This window comes from Stenotrophomonas maltophilia, assembly GCF_047782825.1.
Lineage (GTDB): Bacteria > Pseudomonadota > Gammaproteobacteria > Xanthomonadales > Xanthomonadaceae > Stenotrophomonas.
Genome location: NZ_CP180589.1, coordinates 3,269,542 through 3,284,263, shown reverse-complemented (window position 1 = coordinate 3,284,263; position 14,722 = coordinate 3,269,542). Strand labels below are relative to the sequence as shown.

Annotated in this window: 16 protein-coding genes; 10 read left to right on the top strand and 6 right to left on the bottom strand. The window is 68.5% G+C overall.

Annotation, left to right across the window (positions count from 1 at the left end; all coding sequences use genetic code 11):
- The first annotated feature begins 7 nt into the window (after positions 1–7).
- From mlaD to ACM2ZB_RS15265, 4 genes are read left to right on the top strand one after another with little or no spacing between them, the layout of a single operon-like run.
- Positions 8–535, top strand: a complete 528-nt coding sequence (gene mlaD, locus ACM2ZB_RS15280) for an outer membrane lipid asymmetry maintenance protein MlaD (RefSeq protein WP_416056078.1) — start codon at positions 8–10, stop codon at positions 533–535.
- Positions 532–1,194: a phospholipid-binding protein MlaC gene (locus tag ACM2ZB_RS15275; RefSeq protein WP_313441239.1), complete on the top strand. Its 663-nt coding sequence runs from the start codon at positions 532–534 to the stop codon at positions 1,192–1,194. Before mlaD ends, ACM2ZB_RS15275 begins: the two co-directional genes overlap by 4 nt.
- On the top strand, positions 1,184–1,495 hold the full coding sequence (locus tag ACM2ZB_RS15270; protein ID WP_416056077.1) for an STAS domain-containing protein: 312 nt from the start codon (positions 1,184–1,186) through the stop codon (positions 1,493–1,495). The genes ACM2ZB_RS15275 and ACM2ZB_RS15270 overlap by 11 nt, the downstream gene beginning before the upstream one ends.
- Position 1,496: 1 nt before the next feature.
- A complete protein-coding gene (locus tag ACM2ZB_RS15265; protein WP_416056076.1) occupies positions 1,497–2,525 on the top strand; it encodes a VacJ family lipoprotein in 1,029 nt (342 codons plus the stop codon).
- 108 nt (positions 2,526–2,633) lie between these two features.
- On the opposite strand, the gene ACM2ZB_RS15260 is transcribed toward ACM2ZB_RS15265, so the two are convergent.
- The 3 genes from ACM2ZB_RS15260 to rmuC all read right to left on the bottom strand — a co-directional run bounded on the left by ACM2ZB_RS15260 (position 2,634) and on the right by rmuC (position 5,295).
- On the bottom strand, positions 2,634–3,179 hold the full coding sequence (locus ACM2ZB_RS15260; protein ID WP_313441244.1) for a glutathione peroxidase: 546 nt from the start codon (positions 3,177–3,179) through the stop codon (positions 2,634–2,636).
- An 86-nt stretch (positions 3,180–3,265) separates the two neighbouring features.
- Positions 3,266–3,661: a hypothetical protein gene (locus tag ACM2ZB_RS15255; RefSeq protein ID WP_416056075.1), complete on the bottom strand. Its 396-nt coding sequence runs from the start codon at positions 3,659–3,661 to the stop codon at positions 3,266–3,268.
- Positions 3,662–3,735: 74 nt separating this feature from the next.
- Complete coding sequence (gene rmuC / locus ACM2ZB_RS15250) at positions 3,736–5,295, bottom strand: DNA recombination protein RmuC (protein ID WP_416056074.1); 1,560 nt, start codon at positions 5,293–5,295, stop codon at positions 3,736–3,738.
- Between the two features lie 45 nt (positions 5,296–5,340).
- Here rmuC and ACM2ZB_RS15245 point away from each other — a divergent pair, with 45 nt between their 5' ends.
- Positions 5,341–5,943: a glutathione S-transferase family protein gene (locus ACM2ZB_RS15245; protein ID WP_416056073.1), complete on the top strand. Its 603-nt coding sequence runs from the start codon at positions 5,341–5,343 to the stop codon at positions 5,941–5,943.
- Between the two features lie 501 nt (positions 5,944–6,444).
- Here ACM2ZB_RS15245 and ACM2ZB_RS15240 read toward each other — a convergent pair.
- On the bottom strand, positions 6,445–7,452 hold the full coding sequence (locus tag ACM2ZB_RS15240) for a zinc-binding alcohol dehydrogenase family protein (RefSeq protein WP_416056072.1): 1,008 nt from the start codon (positions 7,450–7,452) through the stop codon (positions 6,445–6,447).
- 91 nt (positions 7,453–7,543) lie between these two features.
- Between ACM2ZB_RS15240 and ACM2ZB_RS15235 the strand changes: the two genes are divergently transcribed.
- Genes ACM2ZB_RS15235 through ACM2ZB_RS15225 form a run of 3 tightly spaced genes read left to right on the top strand, consistent with a single transcriptional unit; the run spans position 7,544 to position 9,608 of the window.
- Positions 7,544–8,521: a LysR family transcriptional regulator gene (locus ACM2ZB_RS15235; RefSeq protein WP_416056071.1), complete on the top strand. Its 978-nt coding sequence runs from the start codon at positions 7,544–7,546 to the stop codon at positions 8,519–8,521.
- Between the two features lie 11 nt (positions 8,522–8,532).
- The gene (gene leuE, locus ACM2ZB_RS15230) at positions 8,533–9,162 is read left to right on the top strand and encodes a leucine efflux protein LeuE (RefSeq protein ID WP_416058562.1); all 630 of its coding nucleotides are present in this window, start codon (positions 8,533–8,535) and stop codon (positions 9,160–9,162) included.
- Positions 9,159–9,608 carry a hypothetical protein gene (locus tag ACM2ZB_RS15225; protein ID WP_416056070.1) on the top strand — a complete coding sequence of 150 codons (450 nt, stop codon included), beginning with the start codon at positions 9,159–9,161 and terminating at the stop codon, positions 9,606–9,608. The genes leuE and ACM2ZB_RS15225 overlap by 4 nt, the downstream gene beginning before the upstream one ends.
- Before the next feature lie 65 nt (positions 9,609–9,673).
- On the opposite strand, the gene ACM2ZB_RS15220 is transcribed toward ACM2ZB_RS15225, so the two are convergent.
- On the bottom strand, positions 9,674–10,576 hold the full coding sequence (locus ACM2ZB_RS15220; RefSeq protein WP_416056069.1) for a LysR family transcriptional regulator: 903 nt from the start codon (positions 10,574–10,576) through the stop codon (positions 9,674–9,676).
- 121 nt (positions 10,577–10,697) lie between these two features.
- Here ACM2ZB_RS15220 and ACM2ZB_RS15215 point away from each other — a divergent pair, with 121 nt between their 5' ends.
- A complete protein-coding gene (locus ACM2ZB_RS15215; RefSeq protein WP_416056068.1) occupies positions 10,698–11,693 on the top strand; it encodes an aldo/keto reductase in 996 nt (331 codons plus the stop codon).
- 175 nt (positions 11,694–11,868) lie between these two features.
- A complete protein-coding gene (locus tag ACM2ZB_RS15210; protein ID WP_416056067.1) occupies positions 11,869–13,296 on the top strand; it encodes an amino acid permease in 1,428 nt (475 codons plus the stop codon).
- 153 nt (positions 13,297–13,449) lie between these two features.
- Here ACM2ZB_RS15210 and ACM2ZB_RS15205 read toward each other — a convergent pair whose 3' ends face one another.
- Positions 13,450–14,685, bottom strand: coding sequence for a dipeptidase (locus tag ACM2ZB_RS15205; protein WP_416056066.1), 1,236 nt, complete (start codon positions 14,683–14,685; stop codon positions 13,450–13,452).
- Between the last annotated feature and the right edge of the window lie 37 nt (positions 14,686–14,722).

The following is a 14,722-nucleotide window of genomic DNA, read 5'->3' as shown; positions in this document are numbered from 1 at the left end:
AATCCACATGGCCATCCGCGGTCCCAGACTTGAATTCTCTGTCGGCGCATTCCTGCTGCTGGCCCTGGCATCGCTGATGGTGCTGGCGGTGGCCTCGACCAACCAGCGCTGGAGCTGGGGCGGTGGTGGCGGCTACGAGCTGAAGGCACGCTTCTCCCAGGTCGGCCAGCTGCGCAAGCAGGCGCCGGTCAAGATCGGCGGCGTGACCGTTGGCCAGGTCGCCTCGATCGACCTGGACCCGGTGAAGTTCGAATCGATCGTGACCCTGCGCATGGACAGCAAGGTCAAGGACCTGCCGGCGGACACCTCGGCCGGTATCTTCACCAGTGGTTTGCTGGGTGAGAGCTATATCGGTCTGCAGCCCGGTGGTGATCCGGAAGTGCTCAAGCCGGGTGAGGAGATCGTCTTCACCCAGCCGGCAGTCGACCTGATCCAGCTGGTCGGCAAGTACATGTTCAGTGGTGGCGCCGGTGGTGGCGCCGACCAGAAGCCCAACGATGGCGCCCCGTCGCCTGCAACGGAACCGCAACCATGAAGATGAAACTGATCCCGGCCCTGCTCGCCTCGTCGCTGCTGCTGGCCACCCCGTTCCTGGCCCAGGCCCAGGCCGCCGCTCCCGCCGCCACTGCCCAGCAGGGCCAGGCCGGCAAGGTGGTGATCGACGCCAGCAGCCGCATCCTCAACACCCTGCAGCAGCGCCGCAGCGAGTTCAGCAGCAACCCGGCCAGCCTGCGCAGCTACATCGACAGCGAGCTCAACCGCACCTTCGACCGCGACTATGCCGCGCGCCTGGTGCTGGGCACGCATGCCCGCGGCGCGTCCGACGCGGACATCAAGCTGTTCGCCGATGCGATGGCCGACAGCCTGATGCAGCGCTACGGTTCGGCCCTGCTGAACATCCAGGGCAAGCCGAGCTTCCGCCTGAAGGGTGAAAGCCCGCTGCCGGGCAACCGCGGCGTGCGCGTGGCCACCGAGCTGGTGCGTGCCGGCAGCGAAGCGACCCCGGTCGAGTACTGGATGCGCAACGTGAACGGCCAGTGGAAGATCTTCGACGTCAACATCGAAGGCATTTCCTACGTGCAGACCTTCCGCAACCAGTTCGACACCCCGCTGCGCCAGAAGGGCATCAAGCAGGTGGCCACCGAACTGCACAGCGGCAGCATGCAGGCCGGGCCGGCGGGCAATGGCAAGTAAGCCGCTGGCACTGCTGGAAGGCGACACCCTGCGCCTGCGCGGGGTGCTCGACCGCGCCGCGGTGATCACGCTGTGGCCGCAGCTGCAGGCCCTGCCGGCGCAGCTGGCGCGGCTGGAACTGGGCGATATCGAGCGCGTGGACAGCGCCGGCCTGGCCCTGCTGGCCGAGCTGGCCGCGCGTGCACGTGCACAGGGCCATCCGCTGGCGATTTCCGGTGCACCGGCCGGCTTCAACGAACTGGGCGCAGCCTACCGGCTGTCGCCCGACCTCGATTTCAACGCAACTTCTGCTGCGAGCTGACATGAACGTCGTACGCACTTTCCCCCTGATCCTCCTCGCCGCAGTGCTCAGCGCCTGTGCCGGCAAGCCCGCGCGCAGCGATGCACCGGTGGCCAGCACGGCAGTGCCCGCAGCCAGCGGCGATACCGCTGCCACGGCGGCCTACAGTGGCGCCGATACGGCTGCCACCGGCACCGCCGAAGCTGCTGCCACTGACAACGCACCGCCGCCAGCCGCCGCCGCAGGTGACACCGCCGCCACCGCGGCCGTGCAGAACCCGCCGGCCGCGGCCGATGACGCCAGCGCCGCGGGCGGCGACGATGATTTCGATGCCCTGTACGGCGCCAACGGCGGCACCACCGATGCCACCGCCTACGACCCGTGGGAACCGTTCAACCGCAAGGTGCACGCGTTCAACAACGCGGTCGACCGCGGCGTCGCCCGGCCGCTGGCCACTGCGTACACCCACGTGGTGCCGCGCTTCGCCCGCACCGGCGTGAGCAACTTCTTCAGCAACCTGCGCGCGCCGCTGACCATCACCAACCAGCTGCTGCAGGGCCGCCCGGCCGATGCCTGGGACAGCCTGGGCCGCTTCCTGATGAACAGCACGCTGGGCATTGGTGGCCTGTTCGATCCGGCCAGCAAGGCGATGGTGCCACGTCGCAATGAAGACTTCGGCCAGACCCTGGGTGCCTGGGGCTGGCGTCGCTCGCGCTACGTGGAACTGCCATTCTTCGGCCCGCGTACCGTACGCGATGTGTTCGGCCTGGCCGGCGATATTCCGCTGTCGCCGATCCGCACGATCGAGGACGACAAGATCCGCATCGGCCTGCAGGGCCTGCAGCTGGTCGACACCCGCGCGCAGCTGATGGCGCTGGACGATATCCGCGACAGCGCGGTGGACGAATACGCGCTGACCCGCGATGCCTGGATGCAGCGCCGCAACTACCAGATCGAGAACGATCTGCGCGGCAAGCGTGAACGTGGCAGCGATGATGCCAATTCACCGATCCCGGTCGATGCGATGCCGATGCCGCAGTGGAGCAACTGACCGCTGCAGCAGGTGCATGAAAAAACCCCGCCAAGGCGGGGTTTTTTTCTGGGCGTGGCCAGGGGCCTGGCAGCCCTTTCAGCGGGAAAGGGCGGCGACCCTGGGCCATCAGGCAGCCAGTGCGGCCTCGATGGCCTCGCGCAGGCGCGCATCATCGGCGGCCACGTCCGGTGCGAAGCGGGCGATGACCTTGCCATCGCGGCCGACCAGGAACTTCTCGAAGTTCCACAGCACCGCCGGCGCGGCATGGATCGGGATGTCCTTGCTGGCCAGACGCTCACGCAGCGGGCCTTCGCCGATCGCCTGCGGCTGGGCCGCGGTGAGCTGCTGGTACAGCGGGTGCGCGTCTTCACCGGCCACGCTGATCTTGGCGAACATCGGGAAGGTGACATCGTAGGTCAGCTGGCAGAACTGCTGGATCTCCGCCTCGCTGCCCGGTTCCTGGCCGAGGAAGTTGTTGGCCGGGAAACCCAGCACTTCCAGTCCCTGCGCCTGCTTTTCCGCGTACAGCGCCTGCAGGCCTTCGTACTGCGGGGTCAGGCCGCACTTGGACGCGACGTTGACCAGCAGCAGGACCTTGCCCTGGTAGTCGCCCAGGGTGGACGGCTGGCCGTCGATGGTGGTGAGGGAAATATCCTGGATCGGGGTGCTCACGCGGGGGCTCCGGCTATGCCGTGGAAAGATCCACCAGCATAGCGCTGCCGGATGCCGGTAGTGCCGGACGCTGGCCGGCAATACGCTCAATCCACGCAGATCGTGCCCTGCGCCTTGCCGTCCTCGATGCGCTGGCGGCAGCCGAAGTTCTGGCTGACGTCGCGCTGGCAGGTGCCGGTGGCCACCACGCCGGCTTCGGTTTCGCCCGAGGCCAGGCACTGCCCGCTGCAGTCACGCTTGCTGCTGCAGGCCTTGCCGGCGTCGGCATAGGGAATCACGCACTGCACGCGCTGCAGGCGGCCCAGCGGCTGCAGGGTACCGCCGGCGGCGCGGCAATCGACGTCGCGCGCTTCCTGGTAGGCCTCGGTGGCTTCCGGGGTATCGGCGGCGGCCTGCGCTGCCGCCGATGGGGTGGACGGCGTGCTGCTGCAGGCCGCAAGCAGGGCGGCCAGAACCAGGCTGGCGCAGGAACGCAGGTGCATGGGAGGTACCCAACGGAATGGACGGGCCGACAGCATACGCACTGGCGATGCACGCCGTGTGTCGGTCCACGGGCTCAGCTTTCCTCGGCCTCGGCCTCGCTCTCGCCGCCGTCGCCCTCGTCGCCGTCACCCGGTTCGGCCAGGTCACCCAGCAGCTGCTGCGCCTGTTCGCTGGCCAGCGATTCCACCCCGCGCAGGCGGCGTTCGATGGTGCGCGTCTTGCGGCTGGCCTCGCCAATGCTGCGGCCCACCGTGTTGATCTGCTTCTCGGCCTTTTCCAGGATGCCCGCGAATTTGCCGAACTCGCTCTTCACCGCGCCCAGCAGGCTCCAGACCTCGCTGGAACGTTTTTCGATGGCCAGCGTGCGGAAGCCCATCTGCAGGCTGTTGAGCAGGGCGGTGACCGTGGTCGGCCCGGCCACCACCACGCGGTACTCGCGCTGCAGCAGGTCGACCAGGCCCGGGCGGCGGATCACCTCGGCATACAGCCCTTCGGTGGGCAGGAACATCACCGCGAAATCGGTGGTGTGCGGCGGCACGATGTACTTGTCGCAGATCGACTTGGCCTGCACGCGAATCGCGCGTTCCAGCTGGATGCCCTGCAGGCGCACGTTTTCCACCTCGCCCTGTTCCTGTGCATCCAGCAGGCGCTCGTAGTCCTCGCGCGGGAACTTGGAATCGATCGGCAGCCACACCGGTGCATCCTCGCCACGCCCCGGCAGGCGCACGGCGATATCGACCATTTCGCCGCTGTCCGGGCGCACCTTCACCGCGCGTGCGTACTGCTCCTGGGTCAGGGTCTGCTCGAGGATGTTCTCCAGCTGCACCTCGCCCCAGCTGCCACGGTTCTTGACGTTGGTCAGCACGCGCTTGAGGTCGCCCACGCCGGTGGCCAGCTGCTGCATCTCGCCCAGCCCGCGCTGCACCTGTTCCAGGCGCTCGGACACCAGCTTGAAGGACTGCCCCAGGCGGGTTTCCAGCGTGGACTGCAGCTTCTCGTCCACGGTGTGGCGCATCTGCTCCAGCTTCTGCGCATTGTCGTTTTGCAGCGCGCGCAGCTGCTCTTCCAGGGTGGCGCGCATTTCGGCGATGCGCTGTTCGTTGCGCTGGGTCAGTTCCTGCAGGCGCAGGCCCAGGCTTTCGGTCAGGCGTTGCTGCGACTGTGCACCTTCCTCGCGGCCCTTGCGGGCATCGTCCACCAGGGTCTGGCGCAGCGCGCCCAGCTGGGTATCGGTGCGGGTGGTGAGTTCCTGAAGCTGCTGGCCGAAGGCGTGGATGCGCGCCTCCTGCTGCTGGCCGAAGGTTTCCAGCTGGCCACGCAGTTCCTGCAGCCGTTGGGCCATCAGCGCGCCGCTGCGCTGCTGGCTTTCGGCCGCCTCGGCACGCGCCTTGCGCGCATCTTCACCCAGGGCCTCGCGCAGCAGGTCCAGGCGCTGGTCGGTGCGGGTGGACAGGTCGGTCAGCGCGCGGGCAAAGCCATCCAGCTGTTCGCGCAGTTCGCTGCGGCCGGCCCGCGCTTCTTCGCGTACCGCCTGTTCCAGGCGATCGTGCGGGGGACGGCGCAGCAGGGCGACCAGCTGCAGGACGAGGACGGCCAGCAACAGGCCGCCAATGAGCAGGAATTCAGTTTGCATGTGGCCAGTGTAGGCTGGCCCGGTCTCAACTGCTGCGTCACCGCCATGCTCGTCCTGTACGGAAAGCCCACGTCGATCAACGTCCGCAAGGTGCTGTGGCTGTGCGCCGGCCTGGACCTGCCGCTCCGCCACGAACCGGCGCCATCGGCAGAGCTGCTGTCCACGCTGAATCCGAACCGGCAGGTGCCGGTGCTGCGTGATGGCGACCTGGTGCTGTGGGAATCCAACAGCATCTGCCGTTACCTGGCCGCGCGCGCCGGCCGCCACGACCTGTTGCCGATGGAGCTGCAGGCACGAGCGCGGGTGGAACAGTGGATGGACTGGCAGGCCACCGATCTGAACACGGCGTGGCGCCAGGTGTTCATGGCGCGGGTGCGCGGGCATGCGGATTACCCGGATGATGCGCGGGCGGCGGCGAGCCTGGTGCAGTGGAACCGGCTGATGACGATGCTGAATGCCCAGCTGGCGCGCCACGCGCATGTGGCCATTGAGGCCTTCACCTTGGCCGATATCGTGCTGGGCCTGTCGACGCAGCGCTGGCGCTGCACGCCGGGCGAGAAGCCGGTGCTGGCGAATGTCGATGCGTGGTTCGAGCGGTTGCGGCGGCAGCCGGGGTTTGCCGCGCACGTCGACAACGGGGTTGCCTGAGGGGTGGGTCTTTTTGCAGGGCTTGCAGCCCTGCACCTGCAGAAGCCGAAGCCAGAGCAACGGCAGAGGCTGGCTTTCCGTGGGATGGCGGGGTGGGTCCGGTTGAGGGGGACGCCGTAAACCCATCCATGGGGCTTGGTCGCGGCATCCATGCCGCTCACACCCCCTCAACCGGACCCACCCCGCCTTCGACAGTTTCCCGCTGCTGATGGTGGGTGCCGACCGTTGGTCGGCACGGGACCTGCTCTGGTCGACCTTGGTCGACACACGAGCGAAGCGACCGGCTTTTGCTCTTCTTTTTCTTTTCCGTGGCTGGACGCGCACGGAAATTGTCAGAGGTCGGGCGGGTGGGTTGCGCGGGGGTGTCGGCCGCATGGATGCGGCTGACAAGCCTCCATGGACGGATTCACGGCGTCCCCCGCGCAACCCACCCGCCCGCCCAAGCGCAGGATTTTGCTTTCCGCGACCAGCCACGAGGGGCTCAGCCGTTGGCCTGGATCCCTACCAGCCTTCCAGCACGATCTTGCCCTTCGCGCGATTGCTCTCCACCAGCGCATGCGCGCGCCGCAGGTTGGCGGCATTGATGCGCCCGAAGTGCTCGCCCAGCGTGGTCTGCAGCACGCCGGCGTCGATCAGCTCGGCCACGCGGTTCAGCAGGTCGTGCTGGCGCTGCATGTCGGCGGTCTTGAACAGCGGGCGGGTGAACATCAGTTCCCAGTGCAGCGACAGCGCCTTGCGCTTCAGCGCCATCACGTCCAGCTGGCCGGGGTCGTCGATCAGGCCCAGCTGCCCCTGCGGCGCCAGCACCTCCACGATCTGCGCGTAGTGCTGGTCGGTGTGGGTCAGGCTGGCCACGTGCTCGACCTGCGGGATGCCCAGCCGGGCCAGGCCTTCGGCCAGGGGCAGGCTGTGGTCGATCACGTGGTGCGCGCCCATCGCGTAGACCCAATCCTGGGTGTCCGGGCGCGAGGCGGTGCCGATCACGGTCAGCTGGGTCAGCGTGCGTGCCAGCTGCACCAGGATCGAGCCGACGCCGCCGGCCGCGCCGATCACCAGCAGGGTCTGCCCTTCACCGCCGCCCTCGGCGATGCGCAGGCGGTCGAACAGCAGTTCCCAGGCGGTGATCGCGGTCAGCGGCAGGGCCGCGGCGGCGGCATCGTCGAGGCTGGCGGGCTTGCGGCCGACGCTGCGCTCGTCCACCAGCTGGTATTCGGCATTGCTGCCCGGGCGGTCGATCACGCCGGCGTAGTAGACCGCGTCGCCGGGCTGGAACAGGGTCACTTCGCTGCCCACCGCATCGACCACGCCCACGGCGTCCCAGCCCAGCACGCGCGGGCCTTCGGTGGCGGCGTTGCGGCGCACCTTGGTATCCACCGGGTTCACCGCCACGGCGCGCACCGCCACCCGCAGGTCGCGGGGGCCCGGCTGCGGCAGGTCCAGGTCGATGTCGATCAGGGCCTGCGGGTCATCGATCGGCAGGCCGGCGTGGGTGTAGGCAATGGCGCGCATGGCAGCGGTCCAGTGGGGAAGGAGAACACAGCGTGCGCCGCGCGCGCTGCCGCAGAAAGGCGCAGAATCGGGCATCACTTTCACTCCAGCGATGAAAATGGTCCGCTTCGACGATCTGCAGCTGTTTGTCCGCACCGCTGCCCTGGGCAGTTTTTCGCAGGCGGCGCGCGAGGCCGACCTGCTGCCCGGCCAGGTCGCTGCGGCGGTCGCGCGGCTGGAACGCGAGCTGGACCTGCGCCTGTTCGTGCGCACCACCCGCAGCCTGCGCCTGACCGGCGAAGGCGCGCTGTACCTGCCGTATGCACAGGAGGTGCTGGCGACGCTGCGCGAGGGCCAGGCGCGGGTACAGGGGGAGGATGCCGACCTGCACGGCACGTTGCAGCTGTCGGCGCCGTCGGACTTCGGGCGCAACCTGCTGCTGCCGTGGCTGGCAGCCTTCCGCGCCGCCCACCCGCGGCTGCGCCTGCACCTGCGCCTGTCCGACGAAGTGGCCGATGTGTTCCGCGACCCGGTGGACGTGGCGATACGGCTGGGCCATTTCGACGATGCCAGCTACGTGGCGCTGCCGCTGCTGGAGGGCAACCGCCGCGTGCTGGCGGCATCGCCGGCCTACCTGCGGCGGCGTGGCGTGCCGGCGCGGCTGGAGGACCTGCGCGAGCACGACTGCCTGGCCTACCAGCTGGGGGGACGCACCCACGATCGCTGGGCCTTCGAGGTGGAGGGGCGGCGTGTGGTGATTCCCGTGCGCGGCCCGCTGGTCTGCGACGATGCCGATGTGGTCCGGCGCTGGGCGGTGGCGGGTGAAGGCATTACCTACAAATCCTGGCTGGACCTGCGCGAGGACGTGCTGGCCGGGCGCCTGCAGGTGCTGCTGGACGGCGTCGGCAGCCACATTCCGCTGCAGCTGGTCTGCCCACACCGCAAACAGTTTTCGCCGGCGGTACGGCAGCTGCACGCGCAACTGCACCAGCACCTGCAACCGCTGCTGTCCGGCCTGCCCGGCGGCGGCGGCGGCCCCCTGTCGCCTGCGCCGGGTCTGGCCGACAATGGCGCCCCCCCGCAACAATAGTGAGCAGTACCATGCCGTGGATGGGCATCCAGGACCTGTGGACGTTTCTGGTCGCCGTGCTGGTGTTCCTCGCCCTGCCCGGGCCCGGCACCTTCACCCTGCTGACCGCCACCGGGCGTGGTGGCGTGCGTGGCGGCTATACCGCCCTGGCTGGCCTGCTGGTCGGCGACCAGATCCTGATGTGGCTGGCCCTGGCGGGCGTGGCCGCGCTGCTGAAGGCCAACCCGCTGGTGTTCCACGCCGTGCAGTACCTGGGCGCGGCGTACCTGGTGTGGGTGGGCATCAGCCTGCTGCGCACGCCGAAGAACGAAGGCGGTGACGCCGGCCCGATCCGCATGCAGCCGGGCCGCTACTTCCAGCAGGCGATCCTGGTCAGCCTGCTGAACCCGAAGGCGATCCTGTTCTACATGGCATTCCTGCCGCTGTTCATCGATCCGAAGGCACACCAGGGCATCGCCACGTTCGCAGCGTTGGCCGGCATCATCTTCGTGGTCAGCATCGGCTACTGCTCGCTGCTGATCGGCGCGGGCAACCTGGCCCGCCGCCGCTTGATCCAGCACCCGCGCATCAGCTCGGCCCTGCGCCGGGTGGCCGGGCTGTTCCTGGTCGGTTTCGGCATCCGCCTGGGGCTGAACGGGTGATCCGGCGGCTGACGGTGCTGCTGTTCGCCGTGCTGCTGGCCGACACCGCGGCGGCGGCGACCGCGCGGGACCATCGCTGCCTCACCGGTGGCCGCAACGACAGCATCCACCTGCTGTGGCGCTGGCTGGACGATGGCAGCGCCGACGTGCAGTACGCCGGGCAGCGCGGTCGCCTGCCGGTGCAGCGGGTCTCGCAGGAAACGACGGTGCTGGCCGAAGACCGCCCCTACCAGTTCGACAGCGTGTGGGAAGAACGCATCGAGGGCCGCCGCAACGGGCGCTATCATCTGAGTACGCAGGGTGCGCGCGTCTACGGTTTCAGCTACGAGCGCGCCCGCGACGGACGACGCACCGAGTTCGTTGAAGACGTCGAGGCATGGCAGCAAGACGGCTGCCATTGGCCGGGCGTCGAGCCGCTGACTGTAGCGTCGAGCGGGCTCGATTGATGCAAAGAGCAGTCGAGCACGGCTCGACTCTACAAAGGCGGCGGAGCAGTCGAGCAAGCTCGCCTCTATCTATCGTGCATTCCCTCGCGCAGGTGGTCGATGAACACCCGCAGTTTGGGAGCCATCTGCTCGCGCGCCGGGTAATACAGGTGGAAGCCGGGGAACGGCGGCTGCCAGTCCTGCAGCACGCTCTGCAGTCGCCCAGCGGCGATGTCGTGGGCCATCAGCGAGGCGAACCCCTGGGCCATGCCCAGCCCCGCCAGCACGGCGTGATGGGCGACGCCGGCATCGTTGAACACCAGCCGCCCGCTCACTTCCACCTCCAGGTCGTGGCCTTCGCGGCTGAACTCCCACGGCATCAACCGGCCATTGGCCAAGCGGTGCACGATGCAGGCGTGGCCCTGCAGGTCATGCGGGGTCTGCGGCACGCCATGGCGCTCGAAGTAGGCCGGCGTGGCCACCACCACTTGCCGCTCGGGTGGCCCGACCGGCACCGCGATCATGCCCTGTGCGAGTGATTCGCCCAGGCGGATGCCGGCGTCGAAACCCTCGCCCACCAGATCGGTCAGCGCCGGGTCGACGCACAGTTCCACCTGCACCTGCGGATAACGCGCAAGGAAATCGGGCAGCCGCGGCAGCACCATGCGATCGGCGACGATCCGCGGCAGGGTCACACGCAGCCGCCCGGCAGGCACCGAGCGCGCGCTGTCCAGTTCGGCAAATGCCTGGTCGATCTGGTCCAGGCCGCCGCGCACGCGCTGCAGGAAACGCGCGCCGTGTTCGGTCAGGCTGACCCGCCGTGTGGTCCGCTGCAGCAGGCGCACGCCCATCCGCGCTTCCAGCGCGCGCACGCTCTGCGACAGCGCCGAGGTCGACACGCCCAGCGCATCGGCGGCGCGGGTGAAGCTGGCATGCTCGGCCACGTGGACGAAGGCGACCACGGCCGTCAGCGGAGCGGAGGCATCCATTGTGAAGCCAGCCTTCAAGGTGAGTCATGTTGTACGCAGTTTATCCACATGATCGACAGGAGGAAGCTAAGCCCCATGCCGCCGCCCATCCGGGCACGGCGCTTCCCCCAAGGAGATCCGCATGAAGACCCGTACTCTCGGCCCCGCCGGCCCCACCGTGTCCGCCCTCGGCCTGGGCTGCATGGGCATGAGCGCCTACTACGGCGGCCGCAGCAGTGAGGAGGACGCCATTGCCGTCATCCAGCACGCGCTGGACCGTGGCCTGACCCTGCTCGACACCGCCGATGTGTATGGCCCGCACACCAACGAAGTGCTGGTCGGGCGCGCGATTGCCGGGCGCCGCAACCAGGTGTTCCTGGCCAGCAAGTTCGGTATCGGCCTGGACCCGACCGACCCGAAGGGGCGGCAGGTCAACGGCCACCCGGACTATGTGCAGGCCGCCTGCGAGGCCAGCCTGCGCCGCCTGGGCGTGGACCACATCGACCTGTACTACCAGCACCGCGTCGACCCGACCGTGCCGATCGAGGACACCGTAGGTGCGATGGCACGCCTGGTGGAACAGGGCAAGGTGCGCTGGCTGGGCCTGTCCGAGGCCTCCGCGGCCACCCTCCGCCGCGCCCATGCGGTACACCCGATCACCGCGGTGCAGAGCGAGTACTCGCTGTGGTCGCGCGATCCGGAGCAGAACGGGGTGCTGGCCACCACGGCGGAACTGGGCATCGGCTTCGTGCCGTATTCGCCGCTGGGCCGTGGCTTCCTGACCGGCGCCATCCGCAGCCCGGATGACTTCGACGCCGACGACTACCGGCGTACCTCGCCCCGCTTCGAAGGCGAGAACTTCCAGCGCAACCTGGCGCTGGTGGACACCGTGCAGGCGCTGGCCGCCGAACGCGGCATCGCCGCCTCGCAACTGGCACTGGCCTGGGTGCTGTCGCGCGGCGAGCACATCGTACCGATCCCGGGCACGACGCGGCAGGCACGGCTGGACGAGAACCTCGGAGCGCTGCAGGTGGAACTGGATGCGGCCACGCTGGACGCACTGGATGCCGCCTTCCCGCTGCATGCCGCTGCGGGTGAACGCTATTCGGTCAGTGGCATGGCCAACATCGAGTCGTAGCGGCGGGCGGGACCAACGCACACCGGTGGCTGTCGCCGGATTGTGCCGATTCCGGCAGCCTGGCCGGGGCGCAGCGCGCGCCCCGCCATGCATGACCCCCGTCAGTGGTAATGCTGCGCTGCGTTCGGTCACACTCGGGAACTTGTCGTTCTTAGTCACCCCTTCCGAGGCCTGCATGTCCCTGTTCCGGCGCAAGTCCCTAGATTCCGTCACCGTCCACGAAGCCGGCAGGCGCCTGATCCCGACGCTCAGCTGGCCGCACCTGATCGCGCTGGGCATCGGCGCCATCGTCGGTACCGGCATCTACACGCTGATCGGCGTCGGTGCCAACCTGGCCGGCCCGGCGGTGCTGATCTCCTTCGCCATCGCCGGTGCGGTCTGTGCCTGCGCGGCGCTGTCCTACGCCGAGCTGTCGACGATGATGCCGGCCGCCGGCAGTGCCTACACCTACAGCTACAGTGCACTGGGCGAAGTGTTCGCCTGGGTGGTGGGCTGGAGCCTGATCCTGGAGTACTCGCTGGTGGTGAGTACGGTGGCGGTGGGCTGGTCCGGCTACTTCGTCGGCTTCCTGGCGTGGATCAACACCCAGTTCGGCGTCGACATCACCTTGCCTGCGGCGCTGGCCGCCGGCCCGCACGTGGCGGGCGGCATGATCAACCTGCCGGCGATCGTCATCACTTGGCTGGTGGCCCTGATGCTGATGGCCGGCACCAAGGAAAGCGCCACCCTCAACGCCATCCTGGTGGTGTTCAAGCTGATCGCGCTGGCCGTGTTCGTGGCCGTGGCCCTGCCCGCCTTCGACCCCGCCAACCTGCAGCCGTTCATGCCTTACGGCTTTGCCAAGTCGCTGGGCCCCGATGGCGTCGAGCGCGGCGTGATGGCGGCGGCGGCGATCATCTTCTTCGCCTTCTACGGCTTCGATGCGATCTCCACCGCGGCCGAGGAAACCAAGAACCCGGCCCGTGACCTGTCCATCGGCATCATCGGTTCCATGGTCGGCTGCACCATCGTCTATGTGCTGGTGGCGCTGGCGGCCGTGGGTGCGATGAGCTATGCGGTGTTCGGCCACAGCGCCGAGCCGCTGGCGCTGATCATGCGTGAGCTGGGCAGCCCGAAGGCGGCGATGTTCATCGGCGTGGTTGCGATCATCGCCCTGCCCACCGTGCTGCTGGCCTTCCTGTACGGGCAGAGCCGCATCTTCTTCGTGATGAGCCGCGATGGCCTGCTGCCGCGCGGCCTGTCCAAGGTCAATGAACGCACAGGTACGCCGGTGGCGACCACGCTGTTCACTGCTGTGGTGGTGTCGGCGCTGGCCGGTGTGGCGCGCCTGGACGAAATCGCCGCGCTGGCCAATGCCGGTACCCTGGCCGCGTTCACCGCGGTGGGTATCTGCCTGGTGGTGCTGCGCGTGCGCGAGCCGAACCGCGAGCGCAGCTTCCGCACGCCGCTGGCCTTCGTGGTCGGCCCGCTGGCCGCGCTGGGCTGCATCTATCTGTTCATCAGCCTGCCGCACACCACCCAGCTGTACTTCCTGATCTGGAACGTGGTCGGCCTGGTGCTGTACTTCCTGTACAGCCGCCGCAATGCGCTGATCGCGCGCTGATCTGTAGAGTCGAGCCGTGCTCGACTGCTGTTGGCAGAAGCAGTCGAGCATGGCTCGACTCTACAAAGGCGAAGTCGAGCATGGCTCGACTCTACAAAGGCGAAGTCGAGCATGGCTCGACTCTATAAAGGCGCGGTCGGGCGCGGCTCGACTCTACTTGCCTGCGGCGTAATCCTGTGCCTGGCGCATCACCCGCAGCAGGTTGCCGCCCCAGATGGCGGCGATCTGCTGTTCGCTGTAGCCCTTGCGCAGCAGCCAGGCCGTGATCTTCGGCAGCTGGCTGACATCGGGCAGGTCGCTCAGGCCACCACCGCCATCCCAGTCCAGGCCGATGCCGACGTGGTCGGGGCCGACCACCGTCAGGATGTGCTCGAAGTGGGCGAAGAAGTCGTCCAGGCTGGCGTGGCGCACCGGGTGCTCGTGGTCCAGCGCCTGTTCGGCCTTCTGCAGGGCCACGCCCTGCTCGATGCCCATGCCTTCCCAGCCGCCCATCTGCCTGCTCAGCGCTTCTTCGGCCTGCTTGCGCTCGGGCGTCTTGCCGGTATCGATCAGGTAGCCGCCATAGGCATTCACCTGGATCACGCCGCCGGCCTTGGCCAGCTTGCGCAGGCGCGCATCGTCCAGGTTGCGCGGGTGGTCGTAGACCGCCTTGGCCGAGCTGTGCGACAGCACGAACGGCACCGGCATCATCGCCAGCAGGTCGTCGAACACCGCGTCCGATGCGTGCGACTGGTCGATGACGATGCCCAGCTTGACCGCCTCGCGGACCAGCTCCTTGCCGGCCGGGCTCAGGCCCTTCCACTCGGCGCCCTTGGGGTCGGTGGCCGAATCGGCGAACTCGTTGTTGGCGAAGTGCACGGTGCTGAGCAGGCGCAGGCCGGCACGGTGGTAGAAGGAGAGCAGGCTGGGGTCGTCCACCAGCGGGCTGGCGTTTTCCATGCTGATGTAGACCACGCGCTTGCCGGCGGCCTTGATGCGCGCGGCATCATCGGCGGTCAGCGCCAGTGCGAAGCGCTCGGGGTTGGCCGCCAGCATCTCGCGGATCTGCATCAGGCGCTGCAGACCGTGATCGCGCTCGGCACGGTGCGCGGCCGCGCTGCGGTCGCCCTGGTCGGTGTAGATCGCCCAGAAGCCACCATCCAGCGCGCCCTCGACCATGCGCGGGTAATCCACCTGCGAAAGCGCGTTGCGGTCATGCCGCTGCTCGATGTCGAAGCCGGCGCGGCCGAAGTTGGCCGGGGTATCCAGGTGGCTGTCCAGGGTCAGCAACCGCTGCTGCAGGGCCTTGGCCCGGGCCAGCTCCTGTGCGCTGAAGTCGATGGCGTGGGCGGACAGCGGCGCACACAGCGCCACAGCAAGCACGACGGACAGGTGGCGCAACGAAGGCATGGGCTCTCACCGCGAATGGGAAGAGCCCGACCATAAC

Coding starts and splice junctions, on each gene's coding strand:
- ACM2ZB_RS15270 (WP_416056077.1), top strand. CDS start 1,184: ATGGCAAGTAAGCCGCTGGCACTGCTGGAAGGCGACACCCTGCGCCTG.
- ACM2ZB_RS15240 (WP_416056072.1), bottom strand. CDS start 7,452: ATGCGCGCCATTGCCTACACCCACGCCGGCCTGCCGATCGATGACCCG.
- ACM2ZB_RS15265 (WP_416056076.1), top strand. CDS start 1,497: ATGAACGTCGTACGCACTTTCCCCCTGATCCTCCTCGCCGCAGTGCTC.
- ACM2ZB_RS15235 (WP_416056071.1), top strand. CDS start 7,544: ATGAAAATGGTCCGCTTCGACGATCTGCAGCTGTTTGTCCGCACCGCT.
- ACM2ZB_RS15255 (WP_416056075.1), bottom strand. CDS start 3,661: ATGCACCTGCGTTCCTGCGCCAGCCTGGTTCTGGCCGCCCTGCTTGCG.
- ACM2ZB_RS15215 (WP_416056068.1), top strand. CDS start 10,698: ATGAAGACCCGTACTCTCGGCCCCGCCGGCCCCACCGTGTCCGCCCTC.
- ACM2ZB_RS15245 (WP_416056073.1), top strand. CDS start 5,341: ATGCTCGTCCTGTACGGAAAGCCCACGTCGATCAACGTCCGCAAGGTG.
- ACM2ZB_RS15220 (WP_416056069.1), bottom strand. CDS start 10,576: ATGGATGCCTCCGCTCCGCTGACGGCCGTGGTCGCCTTCGTCCACGTG.
- leuE (WP_416058562.1), top strand. CDS start 8,533: ATGCCGTGGATGGGCATCCAGGACCTGTGGACGTTTCTGGTCGCCGTG.
- ACM2ZB_RS15275 (WP_313441239.1), top strand. CDS start 532: ATGAAGATGAAACTGATCCCGGCCCTGCTCGCCTCGTCGCTGCTGCTG.
- ACM2ZB_RS15205 (WP_416056066.1), bottom strand. CDS start 14,685: ATGCCTTCGTTGCGCCACCTGTCCGTCGTGCTTGCTGTGGCGCTGTGT.
- rmuC (WP_416056074.1), bottom strand. CDS start 5,295: ATGCAAACTGAATTCCTGCTCATTGGCGGCCTGTTGCTGGCCGTCCTC.
- mlaD (WP_416056078.1), top strand. CDS start 8: ATGGCCATCCGCGGTCCCAGACTTGAATTCTCTGTCGGCGCATTCCTG.
- ACM2ZB_RS15210 (WP_416056067.1), top strand. CDS start 11,869: ATGTCCCTGTTCCGGCGCAAGTCCCTAGATTCCGTCACCGTCCACGAA.